Origin of the sequence: Bacillus cereus group sp. Bc061 (assembly GCF_027715825.1) — a bacterium.
GTDB lineage: Bacteria > Bacillota > Bacilli > Bacillales > Bacillaceae_G > Bacillus_A > Bacillus_A paranthracis.
The window spans coordinates 79159-92198 of record NZ_JAQFTZ010000010.1 but is presented as its reverse complement, the minus strand read 5'-3'; the positions used below and the strand labels follow the sequence as shown (position 1 = coordinate 92198).

Genomic DNA, 13040 nt, shown 5'->3' with positions numbered 1-13040 from the left:
TTTTTGAGGGTCATATTGGCCCTCTATATATAGAGAAGCTAGAGGTGTCAAATATGTCGAAAGTAACTATTAACATACGGGTAGAACAAGAAATGAAAGAGAAACTGAACGATATAGGAAAACAATTAGGATTATCAGAAGCAGATGTATGTAGAATGGCCTTTGCAGAATATATACAAAATCGAATCCATCTGATAAACAAGGATAAAAACAATTAGTAAAGGAGTTTGATGGATAAAATTATTCATTAAAGATTTTTGGAGGTTCCATTCGATTGTTTTTATAGTTTGATAATGGCTAAGTAGAGATAAGTTTTTTATAAAGAATAATTAACATTTATTAGTGTTTATATGGAAGAGCGTCCTAAATATATAATTTGGGTGCTCTTTTTTATTGTTTAATTTGTAGGGAATGTGACTAATTCTGTGATCACTGGCTTTGTAGAGAGTAATTATAAATAAATGAATAAAAACCGCATAAAATGTTAAATTAAAACGATTTCTATCAGTATGGCCAAAGGGGGCTTGAACCTCCGAATGCCGCCCTGTTAAGGTGAAAATCTGATTTTATCTATATTGGTATTAATCCGTTTTTCTATACATTCCCCTTGCACCTCCCCCAACGTCACCCCCTAACCTAAAGAAGACAAATCAAAAAAGGGGGACCAAACCACTCATGAAAACCACCACAAAAGAAAAAAGAAACACTATCATCATGCTACTACTCTCAGCTACAATAGGAATCTTTTCACCACTACTCATGTACATCACGCTGGCACGTAAAAATGAAGTGTACAAATACCATTGCCGAAAGGCGTTCAACTTTCATTTGTTAATTTTTCTTCTATTTAATATTAGTTCGCGTATTAGTGATGTTTTGTTTTGGATTGTGTTTGCTTTTGAGGTAATTCAAGTAATCATTGTTGCGTGGAAAGTAATACGCGACGAACCATATTGCTATTTCATTCGAATACCGTTATTTAAAGAAGATAAGTATGCGGTGGAAGGAGAATAGGTGATGAAAGAAGAAGTGGAGATAAGGGGAAAGCGAATTTTTATTATGATTGCAGTGTTGTTTATTGCTATTTATATTGTTTTACGAAAAAGAAAGTATGAGTACTTTTATGATGGTATTAGCGAGTATGAAAATCTGTATAGAGGGAATGTTCCTTTTTTATTACTTGTTGTAGGTTTGTTTCACTATTGTCAGCAGAATGAGATGAGTTTTTCTCATATGATTCAGTATGTGAAAGAGAAGTTATCGGAGTAGGTGATGGTATGGCGTGGATGATTAGTGAGTTTGCAGGTGTTGGGGATGTTACGGTGCGGACGCTTCGTTATTATGACAAGATTAATTTATTAAAGCCGAGCGATTATACTGAGGGTGGGCATCGGTTATATACGAAAGATGATTTGTATGTGCTGCAGCAAATTCAATCGTTTAAGCATCTCGGTTTTTCGCTTGGGGAAATTCAAAATATTATATTGCAGCGTGATATAGAGACGGAAGATTTTTTAAGACAAATACGTTTTCAGAGGGAATTGCTGTTGGCAGAGCAAGAAAGAATTGCGAAGGTACTTTCGCATATGGATGAGATGACAAAGAAGTTTCAAAAGGCAGAACGAGTGGATGTCGCTTTGTTTTCTTCTTTTTTGCAAACTTTTATATGGGAGAAAGAAAATAAGGAATGGTTAGAGGAACATTTTTCAAAGGATAGTGTTCAGTCGTTTTATAATAATAAGGAACTAAAAGAGAAGCTTGAGCGACGTTTTATGGATGTAATAGGGAAGTTGAAAAAGTATAAGGAAGAAGAGAAGGATCCGAGTCATCATGAAGTTCAAGTTACTCTGAAGGAATTTTTCAATGTAATACAAGAGGTAACGAACTACCTCGATATACCTCAAAGTGATATAGAGGATATAATCCAAAAATCAAACCTTCCACTATCTGAATTTCCAACCCTCTTCACAACCGAAGAAGAAAACTATATAAAAGAAGCAATGCAGCAGTTTAACAACTAGTTAAACTGCTTTTCCTTTATAATAGAAGAAAAACCAAACGGAGGGAAAATCCCATGCCAACCTACAACAAACTAATCCGAAACAAAATCCCACAAATAATAAAATCCAACGGAAAAACACCAATAACAAGACTCCTAAACGAAGATGAATACATAGAGGAACTCTGCAAGAAAACACAAGAAGAACTAACAGAATACATCGAAGCAAAAACAAAACCCGATAAACTCGAAGAACTATCCGACCTACTAGAACTAATAAACGCCCTAGCCGAACATGAAGGCACAACACTAAAAGAAATCAACAACATCCGTAAAAAGAAAGCAGAAGAAAGAGGCGGCTTTTCAGATCGAGTGTTTCTAATCGAAGTAACCGATAACTAACCCCTCCTAAGCCCCTTACAAGCCCCTACCAAGTAATAAATCACTAAGAAAAAACATAACAAAACAAAAACACCAACAAACACCGTAGTAGTCAAAAAAATTTAAAATAACACGCCAAAAACTCAGCCCTCCTTCCTATATATAGTACAAAGAGGAAATTTTCATTTTTGAATTAGGACGGGAGGAATTGGGATGGCGGTGTATCGTACTGTGCAGGTGAATTTTTGGCAGGATGATTTTGTTTTGGATTTGACGCCGGAGGAGCGGTATTTTTATGTTTACTTATTAACTTGTTCGAAGACGACGCAGTGTGGGATTTTTCCTTTTCCGAAGCGGTTAGCTGAGATGGAGACGGGTTATAATCGGGAGACTGTTGATAAGCTTGTGCAACGCTTTGTTGATTATGGAAAGATTCTTTATGATGCGGATACGCGGGAGTTATTCGTTTTGAATTGGCTTCGTTATAATCCGGTAACAAATACGAATGTGGAGAAGTGTGTGCTTCGTGAGCTTAAGGGTGTGAAGAATAAGGAGTTTGTACATATGTTTCTTCAGAAGTGTGCGGAGGAGGAGATGAATGTTCCGATGCTGTTAGCGCATTTCGGTATGCCTGGTGATTTGGCTATGGATGATGTAGAGCCGGCTTGTGAGGAGGCAGAGGAAGAAGAGGAAGAAGAGGTTGTTCAGGAAGAGACGGGAAGTAAGGTGTTCACGTTTTATGAGCAACATTTTGGTAGTTTGTCTCCTTTTACGGTGGAGGAATTGAATGCATGGATGAATGATTTATCAGAGGAGTTGGTGCTGAAGGCTCTTCAAATTTCGTATGAGAATAAAAATCGGAAGATGGCTTATGTGAAGGGGATTTTGCGTGGTTGGTACGGGAAAGGGTTTACGAAATTGTGTGAGGTTGAGGCGGATGCTGCGAATTTCCGGAAGAAGGGGTCGTCTGTTAGTACGGGGGAGACGGAGGAGTTTTTGGCGAGGTGTGAGGAGTGGGAGAAGAATACGCCGTCTGAGGAAGAGTTGCAGCGCTTTTTAGCGGAGCGCGGGTGGCGTCCATGAGTATTCAAAATGTGGAGGCGGAAAAGACGGTGTTAGGCTCTCTATTACTTGATGGAGAGCTTATTAAGGAGTGCCGTTTGACGGAGCAGTATTTTTCTATGCCGGTGCATAAGTCTATATTTCAGTTAATGCGAAAGATGGAAGATGAGGGACAACCGATTGATCTTGTGACGTTCACTTCTAGAGTGGATCCGAAGTTTTTGAAGGGGATCGGGGGAATGGAGTATTTTATAGGGTTAATGGATGGTGTGCCTACTACTAGCAACTTCTCTTATTATGAGGGGCTTGTTCGAGGTGCCTGGAAAATGTATCAGGCGGGTGTTCTTGGGCACAAGATGGGAGAGCGTCTTATTGCAGAGAAGAGTGAGAAAATTATTGGTGAGACGATTACGGCACTTTGTGAGTTAGAGGAGAAGGACTGTGTATGTGAGTTTGATTTGAAGGATGCGCTAGTTGATTTATATGAAGAGCTTCATCAAGATGCGAAAGAGATTACTGGTATTGAGACGGGTTATACATCGCTAAATAAAATGACGTGCGGATTGCAGGAAGGAGATTTTGTTGTTCTCGGTGCTCGTCCTTCGATGGGGAAGACAGCGTTTGCGCTAAATGTTGGACTGCATGCGGCGAAGTCTGGCGCGGCGGTTGGGTTGTTTTCGTTAGAGATGAGTAGTAAGCAATTATTGAAAAGGGTAGCTTCTTGCGTAGGTGAAGTGTCAGGAGGTAGGCTGAAAAATCCGAAGCATCGTTTTGCGATGGAAGACTGGGAAAGGATGAGTAAGGCGTTTGCGGAGATTGGTGAGTTACCTCTTGAGATTTACGACAATGCAGGGGTTACGGTGCAAGATATTTGGATGCAAACTCGTAAGTTAAAGAGGAAGCACGGTGATAAAAAGGTTTTAATTATTGTAGATTATTTGCAGCTTATTACGGGCGATCCGAAGCATAAGGGCAATCGTTTTCAAGAGATTAGTGAGATTTCTCGTAAACTTAAGTTATTAGCACGTGAGTTAAATGTTTGTGTAGTAGCATTGTCGCAATTGTCTCGTTCTGTAGAGTCGCGTCAAGATAAGCGTCCTCTTTTATCTGATTTAAGAGAGACAGGGCAAATTGAGCAAGATGCGGATGTCATTATGCTTATGTATCGCGAAGATTATTACGATAAGGAAACGAAGCAGAAAGAGATGACGGAGATTCATGTGGCGAAGCATCGGAATGGACCTGTGGGGAGTTTTAAGCTGCGGTTTATGAAGGAGTTTGGGCGGTTTGTGGAGGGGAAGAAATAGTTAGAGAGGAAGTTTATGTTAGGAAAAAGTTACGTATGATTTTAGTAGGATTCAAATTGTAAAAAGACACCTTAAGGTGCCTTTTTACAATTTAAATCCTCTATATTTTATAGCGGAATAGTTAACCTTCTTTGCCAGTTGTTTGTACATTGGATATGTCTTTTTTAGATAAAATAAAGCTTGCGATTGAAATTAAAATGGCTAATCCAGCCATATAGTAGCCATTCGCAGCCCCATCTATATTTGATGTTCCAAAATTAACCATTCGATTGAGTTCATATATTAATATAATGCTCAGTATTGTACTTGCAAGGTGGAGGATTGGTTTATAAGTTTTCATCCACCCAAAATATATGTGCGCGAGACCGAGTATAGGAAGTGCAAAGAATAATTTAAATAAAGGAAAACGACTAAATCCCATAAGTTCTGAAGGGGAAAATAAAAATGCTCCGGTATTGTACCATGCTGAAAAGAAACTGAATAATAGCAAGACACCACATATTATTTGTAAAATATTTTTATTCGTTGCATACTGCATAATAACTCATCCTTTCTCGTTTTGTTTGTCTCCATTATTTATATTACGAACTAGATTGATTTAGATAACTACTTTTTAAATAAAAAAACAGAAAATTAAATAAATAATAATTTAAACTTATAAATATAAATGAGATAATACAATGAAAAAAATATTTGATAGGGGGAAGTTTATGGGGGATTACTCGAATAAGTCAGATGAAGAGCTAGAACGGCTATATTACGAAGGGAATACAAGTGCAAGTCGAGAAGCAGAAAATAAGTTATATGACAGAGGGTATACACTAGATCCTGATAGCGATACATGGGATGTAGGATTGAAACAAAACGATACTCATTCAGTTGGGATTCCAATACCTACTGGACAATGGACATTTTTTTTAGTTTTAGCTATTTTAATAGCCGGTTTAATAGCTTTTTTCATCGGTGGATTTCTTGTTATTGCGTATGCGGTTGAATACGCTACATATATTTATATAGGATTTGTTATATCATTTACACTCATGTATGTAACGAAAGCTAATTCTAGATTTATGAATTTTTTATTCTATTTAGGGTGTTTAGCTCTGGCCACTAGGCTATTTACTAATGTTATTGAACTGTTTGAAAATGTAGATTATGTCACTTTTATAATGAGAGATACTGATGGATTAGGAGTTATTATTAAATATGGAATTATATATATTATATACGCAGCTATTATCCCCTTATTGTTAATGAAGGTAATAACGGCAATTGTAAGAAAAACAAACTTAAAATCTAATAATAAAAATTCTACATTAAATGTTTGAAAAAGAGGTGCCACATAGTTATAAAGTGACACCTCCTTTATTTGATCTAAGAGAAACAGGACAAATTGAGCAAGATGCGGATGTCATTATCCTTATGTATTGCGAGGATTATTACGATAAGGAAACGATGCAGAAGGAGATGACGGAGATTCATGCGGCGAAGCATCGGAATGAGCCTGTGGGGATTTTTAAGCTACGGTTTTTGAAGGAGTTTGGGAGGTTTGTGGAGGGGAAATAGTGAAAAGACTTGAGTATTACTTTGCATATAAAATAAAGCATAAGTTTTCCACTGTATTCACTTATGCTTTATTTTTTGAGTATGTTCCTTATTTTCCCATAAAGAAAGATCGTCTCTCCGCAGTAATCCACTGCTCCAAGTCATCTTGGCTACGTCGGACAAGTCGATTTACTAAAACATCATGCCATACATAATCCTCTAATAAGTATATATGAACGGGGTCATCTGTATAAAAAGCAATATTACGCTCTTCAAGTGATGGTCCATAAATCATTTCTTTAGAATCTATTGATAAAATAAACCAATGCTCTGTAGAGAGGGTTTCTGTATAAGTTGTTATACGATGGGCTTCTAGATTTTTAATAGGATTTTCAACATGCAAGGTAATGCCTTGTACTGTGACTTTATCAGCTACCTCAGCTAGGTCCTCTTTTAACGCTTCATACATTTCATCCCACATTGAAATGACAATACGTCGTTCTGCTTTTTTTATTAATGTTTGACAGTAGCTAATGATTGTTTGATTGTCTTTTAACGTAATGACCCGATTATCCGTTTTTTCCTCAGAAGTTTCTAGTTTTTTTAATGAATCACTAATTCCTTCATAAGTAGACTGCCATTCTGATTGAGCCTTTTGTAAAAAGATTTCAACAGGTAGAGGTGAATAGCGAGTGGTGTCATTTATTTCTTCTTTCATGACAATTCCTTTTTCTACAAGGTTACCTAAAATCTCATAAATTCGCGCTCTTGGGACACCCGAATCTTTACTCACTTGATAGGCTGTGACAGGCCCTTGTTTCACAAGAGATACATAAGATTTAGCTTCATATTCATTAAAACCAATTTTTTTAAGCTGTTGCACTATGTAGTCCACTTTTTTTGTCCTCCGATGTTTGCTGTTATATTTCAACGTTACAATAACTCTTTACATTTAGCAAATTGATAGTTACTATTACAATAGTGACTAAAGGGGAGGCTACGAGTATGGATTTTTATTTAGACCCATCTGTATTAATGATTTTGATTGTTTTTGGATTTGTAGCTGCATTTATTGATTCAGTTGTAGGCGGTGGTGGATTAATCGCGTTACCAGCTTTATTATTTACAGGATTGAATCCAGCAAGTGCAGTAGCCACAAATAAATTAGCATCGACAATGGGAAGTGCCACTAGTAATATTGTGTTTTATCGTTCTGGTAATCTTGATTTGAAATCGGCGTTTAAATTATTTCCAATCACTTTCATAGGTTCCATAATAGGGGCATGGACCGTTCATTTAATGAATCCAGAAGTACTGAAGCCATTAATGCTGATCATGCTTGGTGTGGTCGCTATTTATACGATATTCAAAAAGGATTGGGGAAGTATTTCCACTCATAAAAAATTGTCTGGTCGACACGTCATTATTTTTACTTTTTTTATTTTTGTTATTGGTTTTTATGATGGATTTCTAGGCCCTGGTACAGGTTCATTTTTAATGTTTGCTCTTTTATTTATTGGGTATGATTTTTTAAAAGCAGCAGGTACGGCGAAGTTTCTTAATTTAGGAAGTAACGTTGGTGCATTGTTCATGTTTATGTATGTAGGTCAAGTAAACTATGTGTATGGATTCATAATGGGAATTGCTCAAATTGCTGGAGGAATCGCCGGCTCCAGATTTGCTATAAAAAAAGGAAGCGGGTATGTTCGCGCCCTTTTCATTACCGTAACTTGTTTGTTGTTAGCGAAAAATCTGTATGACTATGTGCAGTAAGTAATCTAAGTGAAGAGAATGAAAATAATATAAACTCATATTTTTCTATATAAAATTTCATTTGTTTTATTTACATAATATCTTTACAATCATTTGATAAAATAAAGTCAACTGCGTATTGTGAGGGTGGGTGGTTATCCCTTCTTTCTATTTGGAAGGAAAGGGGGGGATAATATGGACTTTTTGTTTGACCTTGTAAAAGAGTTTGTCAAAGCGACTATGTGCGAAGTTTCAGCGTATTTTTTGCGGAAGCAACTTCTGGGTAAGGACAACAAAAAACCCACTCCGCGCCGTAGGAAGCAAAAGGGTGGGTTTCGCAAAAAATAATAACGTATAATAACCACCACCCTATACGGTAGCAGTTAAGGAAGAGATGTTAGCGCATCTCTTCTTTTTATTATATGCCAATTTATTCGCTGTTACACTTATATAGTATTCTACGGAAAATATATCATATTCCTATTTTTGGGTCAATTTGATTGCATGATTGAAAAGGTGTAGTCTTATTCCTCTTCAAACTGAAAAATATCTTGGTTAATAAGTTGGTGGAGATACCTATCCATTTCAGCAGCGGAAACTTTTCTTTCATTTTTAAACCACCATGCGCTTAATGAGGTGATTGCCCCTGAATAAAATTCAATGATTAAATCATTTGGCATCGTATGATTTTTGCGCAGTTGATATAACGCTTCTATTTCTTGTTTTCTCGTTTCGTGACTTAAATACTGTGTCCGGTTAATAAATTGTTCATCAGACATTTGCGTCTCTAATATTTTACCGAGTTCTTCATGGTGTAGAAATTGTTCCATTACTTGAAATGGTTTACTTAATCGATCTGAAACGGGTATTTCAGCAATCATCTTGCTGTATCGTTTAAATCCAAAGGCTAATAAAGCATCTTTATCTTCAAAGTGTTTATAAAAGGTTGTTCGGTGTACCATCGCGCGATCACATATTTGGTTAATCGTGATGGTACTATATTTCTGTTTTGATTGCGTCATTAATTCAAATAAGGAATCCCATAGTAATTTATGTGTACGTCTAATACGTAAATCAATTTGTTTTTCATTATCGTTCATCTACAATTCTCCTTTTTTGTAGATTAAATATACAGTGGCTGAAAATTGATTCTCCCTTTTTAATCTACATATGTATATTATATTACATGTGTTTAGGTATATTTAAAGTTTTTTAAGTAAGAAACAGGAGGAGAATCTGCAAATGAATATGACAACTAAGAGCCCTGCAAGTGGCAAAGTTGATACTTCTAATATGAAACATACCCCCATTTTAATTGCATTACTTTTAGGGGCAATGGTTGCATTATTAAACGAAACGTTACTTGGTAATGCGTTAACAGTATTAATGAAAGAATTCGGTGTAACAGCTTCAACGATTCAATGGCTTTCTACAGCATACATGTTGGTGGTTGGGGTTTTAGTCCCAATTACAGCGTTACTTCAGCAATGGCTTACAACGAGACAGATGTTTTTGATCGCTATGGTAACGTTTTTAGCTGGTACATTAATTGCGGGATTTGCACCGACATTTTCTGTTTTATTAATTGGCCGTATCGTCCAAGCTGTAGCGACGGGGTTAATTTCACCGTTATTAATGAATACGATTTTAATTATTTGTCCGCCTGAAAAACGTGGTGCCACAATGGGATTAATCGCACTTGTGATGATGGCAGCTCCAGCAATTGGCCCTACATTATCTGGAGTAATTGTGGATTCATTAAATTGGCGCTGGTTATTCTATATTGTTATTCCTATCGTGATCATTTCAATTATGATTGGAATGAAGTACATTCAAAATGTTTCAGAGTTAACAAGACCAAAAGTAGATTATCCATCTATCCTTTTATCGACATTAGGATTTGGCGGGTTTGTGTATAGCTTTAGTGCATCAGGTGACTTAGGATGGTCCGATGCGAAAGTATATGGCACTTTAATTGTTGGGCTTATCTCATTATGTATTTTTGTCGTTCGACAATTAAAAATTGAGAATCCAATTTTAGAATTACGCGCATTTAAAGTTCCGATGTTTACATTATCAGTTGGATTAATTGTCATTGTGATGATGTCCTTATTTTCAACGATGACCTTATTACCGATGTTCTTGCAAACAGTTTTACTCGTTACAGCTTTTAAATCAGGAATTATCATGCTTCCGGGAAGTATTATTAGCGCTATAATGGGACCAATTGCAGGTAAACTATTCGATAAATTTAGTCCGAAAGTTATTATCGTTCCCGGCATTGTGTTAGTAGGGATTGCAATGTTCTTATTTAAAGGCATTACGCCTGACACATCAATGTTACAAATTATTATTATGCACAGCGTATTAATGGTTGGACTCATGTTTGTCATGACAGCACAAACATACGGGTTAAATCAATTAACACCAGACCTATATCCGCACGGAACAGCACTGTTTAATACACTGCAGCAAGTAGCTGGGGCAATTGGTACGGCTATCTTTATTTCAAAAATGTCTTCAGGAACAACTCAGTATATGGAAAGCTCCGCAAACTCAATGGACCCAGTAGAGAAGTTAAACGGTTTAACATCTGGATTCCAAGGTGCATTTGCACTTGGATTAATCTTTATCATCGTTGCTTTTATCGTATCGTTGTTCTTAAAAGAAGAGAAAAAGGAAGTAAAGGTAGCAGGGGTTTTACAGAACGAAAATTAAGGTTTATATAAAAAGACATCTTTATGATTAAAGATGTCTTTTACATTTCCTCCGTAACATCATACCTTAGCAACTCTTCCTGATTATAAAACCTCTCAAAAATAAGCCCCATTACATAGAAAAATACTAGACCGAAACCAATATGAATGAGTGTAAAAGTAGCTCCAAATGAAGAAAATTCATACACGAGAATTGGCAATTTCGCAGTTGTCCAAACGCCTAAGAAAAATACGATGTACCGAATGCTTGCGCCTTTTTTTAATAGTAGTGCTGCGATTGGAAAGGCGACGTAGAGGGGACCAGCTGCAATGCCTCCTAATAATAGAGAAAACAAGATTCCGTACATACCTGATTTTTTGCCCATATATTTCATGAGTGTTTCTTTTTTCACCCACTGATCAAGTAGCCCTACAAATAGTAAGACAGGGGGGAGGAGAAACAGCATATCTAAAATGCTATTTCCTGTTAGTTGTAATGCACTCCATCCTAAAGATTGATTTATAAACGTTAATATGAAGAGCCCGAGTAGTAAGACGAAAAAGAAGCGATATCTTTTTAGTTCTTTCATACCATCACCATCCAAATGATATAGGAGAATAAAAGAGACATGAGCAAAGCAGCTGCATTACGTGCGTAAGCAAAGCTTCGCCCAAATATCTTTTGTTCCATGGGCAAGGTTGTAATTCCTACTGACATGAATGTAGACATAAGTGCCGCAACTTGAGGTAGGCCTGCACCGTGTTGGACTAACGTATGACCAAGAGGGAACACGACAAAGCTTGGAATAAGTGCAACAGAGCCGAGTATTGCTGAATACACAATGCCGATAAACCCTGATTGCTCCCCAATAATAGAAGAGATAAAGGACGGCGTTAATATAGAAAGCGATAAGCCAACAAAAAGCATGATGGAGAGCATCGCAGGGAGAAGATTGCGAAACATGTTCCATGACTTCATTAAAGCATCTTTCGTTTTCTTGCGGTCCTTCATAAAAGAAATCCCAGTAAGAATAATGGCTAACGTGTAAAGAATCACGCCGTTAATCATGATCGGATTCCTGTAAGTCTTTATATTTGCCCAGGAAAAAGGATAAGTTCTTCATTTTTTCTTCAATGTCCATTTGAAAGTCTGCCAATTGTTCCTTCCCAGCAGGCGTAATTTTGTACATCTTTCTCGGTTTGTCTTGATGATCTGTGCTTACGTAAGATTCAATCGCACCTTCGTTTTCTAATTTCTTTAACGTGCGATATAAAATGGCACTATCGATTGGATTGACGGGAAGTTCTTCCTCACACTTTTGCAATAATTGCCCGCCGTAGTTATCGCCCTCAGCTAAAAATAACAAAAGAAATGCACCTGTATGTCTTCCTGTATGTTTCATGGATCTTCCTCCTAGAATGAATTATGATTAATACTGTTAATGACAGTATACTGTTGTTAACAGTATATGGTGTGTTAAGTGTTATGTCAATTTCAAAATGTACGAATTTCGAGGGAGAAGATAACAAGAACATTGTTTTTTTAGCGCTGGGAAACGACGGATAGGTATGGGCTGTACATCCAAAAACACAAAAAAAAGACACTCTCAAGAGTGCCTCCCCTTAGCAGCCGAATCCGCCGCCCCAACAGCTAGCGCCAACGATGATTAATAAAATAAACAGTACAACAAGTAAAGCGAAACCGCCGCCGAAACCGCAGCCTCCACCACAACTACCACCATAGCCCATATTAACTCCTCCTTCCATAAAGACCATTAATTAATGGATTTAATTCACTTTATGTTTTTACGGATAATCTTGAGCAGGTCCTTTTGAAAAATAAAGGTGCTTAGATTTTAAGAGAGTTGACGATCTTATTTTTGTCACCGTTATTCCGCTGATGACATATTCTATTTTATTCTGTGTATTGGGGGAAGGAGGATCTTTATGGCTAATTCTGAAATGATTTTACGTTTACTTACAGATTTAAAGATTGAACAGCAAGCTTTAAAAGAACAGCTGGAAAAAATGCAAACAGCTGTGAATACTCTTGAAGAAAAATCATTGATTGTGGAAGAAAAACCAAAGACTATTGAAGAAAAACCAGCTGTTGCTGCTGCAAAGCAAAGAGCTCATTCTGGACACCCAACATCTTTTCGTGCTTGGAGAGCATCTGCTCAAAGGAATTCATAAAAATATAAGAAAAGAAGACATCTAGTAAGATGTCTTCTTTTGTTTGTACAATCCAAATGCGATAAGAAGGTATATATCCATATTGCTTTAAAACTAAGAAGAAAA

At 36.8% G+C, this 13040-nt stretch carries 19 protein-coding genes and 1 pseudogene; 13 read left to right on the top strand and 7 right to left on the bottom strand.

Going from position 1 to position 13040, the window contains the following annotated elements; translation table 11 throughout:
* Positions 1-53 precede the first annotated feature (53 nt).
* The 7 genes from PDQ40_RS23410 (at position 54) to dnaB (ending at position 4749) form a co-directional block, all read left to right on the top strand.
* Positions 54-218: a CopG family transcriptional regulator gene (locus tag PDQ40_RS23410; protein ID WP_000049356.1), complete on the top strand. Its 165-nt coding sequence runs from the start codon at positions 54-56 to the stop codon at positions 216-218.
* A gap of 457 nt (positions 219-675) precedes the next feature.
* Complete coding sequence (locus PDQ40_RS23405) at positions 676-1014, top strand: DUF4870 domain-containing protein (protein WP_193635062.1); 339 nt, start codon at positions 676-678, stop codon at positions 1012-1014.
* A gap of 3 nt (positions 1015-1017) precedes the next feature.
* On the top strand, positions 1018-1269 hold the full coding sequence (locus PDQ40_RS23400) for a hypothetical protein (protein WP_142242809.1): 252 nt from the start codon (positions 1018-1020) through the stop codon (positions 1267-1269).
* A gap of 8 nt (positions 1270-1277) precedes the next feature.
* Entirely contained in the window at positions 1278-2021 is a 744-nt protein-coding gene (locus tag PDQ40_RS23395) for a MerR family transcriptional regulator (RefSeq protein ID WP_076855704.1), read from the top strand.
* Positions 2022-2074: 53 nt separating this feature from the next.
* On the top strand, positions 2075-2401 hold the full coding sequence (locus PDQ40_RS23390) for a nucleoside triphosphate pyrophosphohydrolase (RefSeq protein WP_076855705.1): 327 nt from the start codon (positions 2075-2077) through the stop codon (positions 2399-2401).
* Positions 2402-2593: 192 nt separating this feature from the next.
* Entirely contained in the window at positions 2594-3463 is an 870-nt protein-coding gene (locus PDQ40_RS23385) for a DnaD domain-containing protein (protein WP_270691661.1), read from the top strand.
* On the top strand, positions 3460-4749 hold the full coding sequence (gene dnaB / locus PDQ40_RS23380; protein ID WP_000027336.1) for a replicative DNA helicase: 1290 nt from the start codon (positions 3460-3462) through the stop codon (positions 4747-4749). The genes PDQ40_RS23385 and dnaB overlap by 4 nt, the downstream gene beginning before the upstream one ends.
* 121 nt (positions 4750-4870) lie before the next feature.
* Here dnaB and PDQ40_RS23375 read toward each other — a convergent pair whose 3' ends face one another.
* Positions 4871-5287 (bottom strand): hypothetical protein, encoded by a 417-nt coding sequence (locus PDQ40_RS23375; RefSeq protein ID WP_001199092.1) that lies wholly within the window; start codon positions 5285-5287, stop codon positions 4871-4873.
* Positions 5288-5459: 172 nt separating this feature from the next.
* Here PDQ40_RS23375 and PDQ40_RS23370 point away from each other — a divergent pair, with 172 nt between their 5' ends.
* Both PDQ40_RS23370 and PDQ40_RS23365 read left to right on the top strand, forming a co-directional pair.
* Positions 5460-6077, top strand: a complete 618-nt coding sequence (locus tag PDQ40_RS23370) for a hypothetical protein (RefSeq protein WP_000503172.1) — start codon at positions 5460-5462, stop codon at positions 6075-6077.
* Between the two features lie 31 nt (positions 6078-6108).
* Positions 6109-6315 (top strand): annotated as a pseudogene (locus PDQ40_RS23365) (DnaB-like helicase C-terminal domain-containing protein); the annotation flags it as partial.
* 88 nt (positions 6316-6403) lie between these two features.
* On the opposite strand, the gene PDQ40_RS23360 reads toward PDQ40_RS23365, so the two are convergent.
* Positions 6404-7189 carry a TrmB family transcriptional regulator gene (locus tag PDQ40_RS23360; RefSeq protein ID WP_000384608.1) on the bottom strand — a complete coding sequence of 262 codons (786 nt, stop codon included), beginning with the start codon at positions 7187-7189 and terminating at the stop codon, positions 6404-6406.
* A gap of 110 nt (positions 7190-7299) precedes the next feature.
* Between PDQ40_RS23360 and PDQ40_RS23355 the strand changes: the two genes are divergently transcribed.
* Together PDQ40_RS23355 and PDQ40_RS23350 are read left to right on the top strand one after the other, a co-directional pair.
* On the top strand, positions 7300-8067 hold the full coding sequence (locus PDQ40_RS23355) for a TSUP family transporter (RefSeq protein WP_000348442.1): 768 nt from the start codon (positions 7300-7302) through the stop codon (positions 8065-8067).
* 174 nt (positions 8068-8241) lie between these two features.
* Positions 8242-8394 carry a hypothetical protein gene (locus PDQ40_RS23350; RefSeq protein WP_098947137.1) on the top strand — a complete coding sequence of 51 codons (153 nt, stop codon included), beginning with the start codon at positions 8242-8244 and terminating at the stop codon, positions 8392-8394.
* A gap of 176 nt (positions 8395-8570) precedes the next feature.
* Here PDQ40_RS23350 and PDQ40_RS23345 read toward each other — a convergent pair whose 3' ends face one another.
* Positions 8571-9146: a TetR/AcrR family transcriptional regulator gene (locus PDQ40_RS23345; RefSeq protein WP_270691660.1), complete on the bottom strand. Its 576-nt coding sequence runs from the start codon at positions 9144-9146 to the stop codon at positions 8571-8573.
* 142 nt (positions 9147-9288) lie between these two features.
* On the opposite strand from PDQ40_RS23345, the gene PDQ40_RS23340 reads away from it, so the two are divergent.
* Positions 9289-10764 carry an MDR family MFS transporter gene (locus PDQ40_RS23340; protein WP_270691659.1) on the top strand — a complete coding sequence of 492 codons (1476 nt, stop codon included), beginning with the start codon at positions 9289-9291 and terminating at the stop codon, positions 10762-10764.
* 40 nt (positions 10765-10804) lie between these two features.
* Here the strand turns inward: PDQ40_RS23340 and PDQ40_RS23335 are convergent, their stop codons facing one another.
* The 4 genes from PDQ40_RS23335 to PDQ40_RS23320 all read right to left on the bottom strand — a co-directional run bounded on the left by PDQ40_RS23335 (position 10805) and on the right by PDQ40_RS23320 (position 12491).
* Positions 10805-11332: a permease gene (locus tag PDQ40_RS23335; RefSeq protein WP_270691658.1), complete on the bottom strand. Its 528-nt coding sequence runs from the start codon at positions 11330-11332 to the stop codon at positions 10805-10807.
* Complete coding sequence (locus PDQ40_RS23330; RefSeq protein WP_103141946.1) at positions 11329-11811, bottom strand: hypothetical protein; 483 nt, start codon at positions 11809-11811, stop codon at positions 11329-11331. The genes PDQ40_RS23335 and PDQ40_RS23330 overlap by 4 nt, the downstream gene beginning before the upstream one ends.
* Positions 11804-12145, bottom strand: coding sequence for a PadR family transcriptional regulator (locus PDQ40_RS23325; RefSeq protein WP_000683189.1), 342 nt, complete (start codon positions 12143-12145; stop codon positions 11804-11806). Before PDQ40_RS23325 ends, PDQ40_RS23330 begins: the two co-directional genes overlap by 8 nt.
* Positions 12146-12365: 220 nt before the next feature.
* Entirely contained in the window at positions 12366-12491 is a 126-nt protein-coding gene (locus PDQ40_RS23320; RefSeq protein WP_000540377.1) for a YjcZ family sporulation protein, read from the bottom strand.
* A 198-nt stretch (positions 12492-12689) separates the two neighbouring features.
* Here PDQ40_RS23320 and PDQ40_RS23315 point away from each other — a divergent pair, with 198 nt between their 5' ends.
* Complete coding sequence (locus tag PDQ40_RS23315) at positions 12690-12935, top strand: hypothetical protein (protein ID WP_000013680.1); 246 nt, start codon at positions 12690-12692, stop codon at positions 12933-12935.
* The last annotated feature ends 105 nt before the right edge of the window (positions 12936-13040 follow it).

What these genes read in the sequence shown, in the direction of transcription:
- PDQ40_RS23410 (WP_000049356.1), top strand. Translation starts at nt 54, where the DNA reads ATGTCGAAAGTAACTATTAACATACGGGTAGAACAAGAAATGAAAGAG.
- PDQ40_RS23405 (WP_193635062.1), top strand. Translation starts at nt 676, where the DNA reads ATGAAAACCACCACAAAAGAAAAAAGAAACACTATCATCATGCTACTA.
- PDQ40_RS23400 (WP_142242809.1), top strand. Translation starts at nt 1,018, where the DNA reads ATGAAAGAAGAAGTGGAGATAAGGGGAAAGCGAATTTTTATTATGATT.
- PDQ40_RS23395 (WP_076855704.1), top strand. Translation starts at nt 1,278, where the DNA reads ATGGCGTGGATGATTAGTGAGTTTGCAGGTGTTGGGGATGTTACGGTG.
- PDQ40_RS23390 (WP_076855705.1), top strand. Translation starts at nt 2,075, where the DNA reads ATGCCAACCTACAACAAACTAATCCGAAACAAAATCCCACAAATAATA.
- PDQ40_RS23385 (WP_270691661.1), top strand. Translation starts at nt 2,594, where the DNA reads ATGGCGGTGTATCGTACTGTGCAGGTGAATTTTTGGCAGGATGATTTT.
- dnaB (WP_000027336.1), top strand. Translation starts at nt 3,460, where the DNA reads ATGAGTATTCAAAATGTGGAGGCGGAAAAGACGGTGTTAGGCTCTCTA.
- PDQ40_RS23375 (WP_001199092.1), bottom strand. Translation starts at nt 5,287, where the DNA reads ATGCAGTATGCAACGAATAAAAATATTTTACAAATAATATGTGGTGTC.
- PDQ40_RS23370 (WP_000503172.1), top strand. Translation starts at nt 5,460, where the DNA reads ATGGGGGATTACTCGAATAAGTCAGATGAAGAGCTAGAACGGCTATAT.
- PDQ40_RS23355 (WP_000348442.1), top strand. Translation starts at nt 7,300, where the DNA reads ATGGATTTTTATTTAGACCCATCTGTATTAATGATTTTGATTGTTTTT.
- PDQ40_RS23350 (WP_098947137.1), top strand. Translation starts at nt 8,242, where the DNA reads ATGGACTTTTTGTTTGACCTTGTAAAAGAGTTTGTCAAAGCGACTATG.
- PDQ40_RS23345 (WP_270691660.1), bottom strand. Translation starts at nt 9,146, where the DNA reads ATGAACGATAATGAAAAACAAATTGATTTACGTATTAGACGTACACAT.
- PDQ40_RS23340 (WP_270691659.1), top strand. Translation starts at nt 9,289, where the DNA reads ATGAATATGACAACTAAGAGCCCTGCAAGTGGCAAAGTTGATACTTCT.
- PDQ40_RS23335 (WP_270691658.1), bottom strand. Translation starts at nt 11,332, where the DNA reads ATGAAAGAACTAAAAAGATATCGCTTCTTTTTCGTCTTACTACTCGGG.
- PDQ40_RS23330 (WP_103141946.1), bottom strand. Translation starts at nt 11,811, where the DNA reads ATGATTAACGGCGTGATTCTTTACACGTTAGCCATTATTCTTACTGGG.
- PDQ40_RS23325 (WP_000683189.1), bottom strand. Translation starts at nt 12,145, where the DNA reads ATGAAACATACAGGAAGACATACAGGTGCATTTCTTTTGTTATTTTTA.
- PDQ40_RS23320 (WP_000540377.1), bottom strand. Translation starts at nt 12,491, where the DNA reads ATGGGCTATGGTGGTAGTTGTGGTGGAGGCTGCGGTTTCGGCGGCGGT.
- PDQ40_RS23315 (WP_000013680.1), top strand. Translation starts at nt 12,690, where the DNA reads ATGGCTAATTCTGAAATGATTTTACGTTTACTTACAGATTTAAAGATT.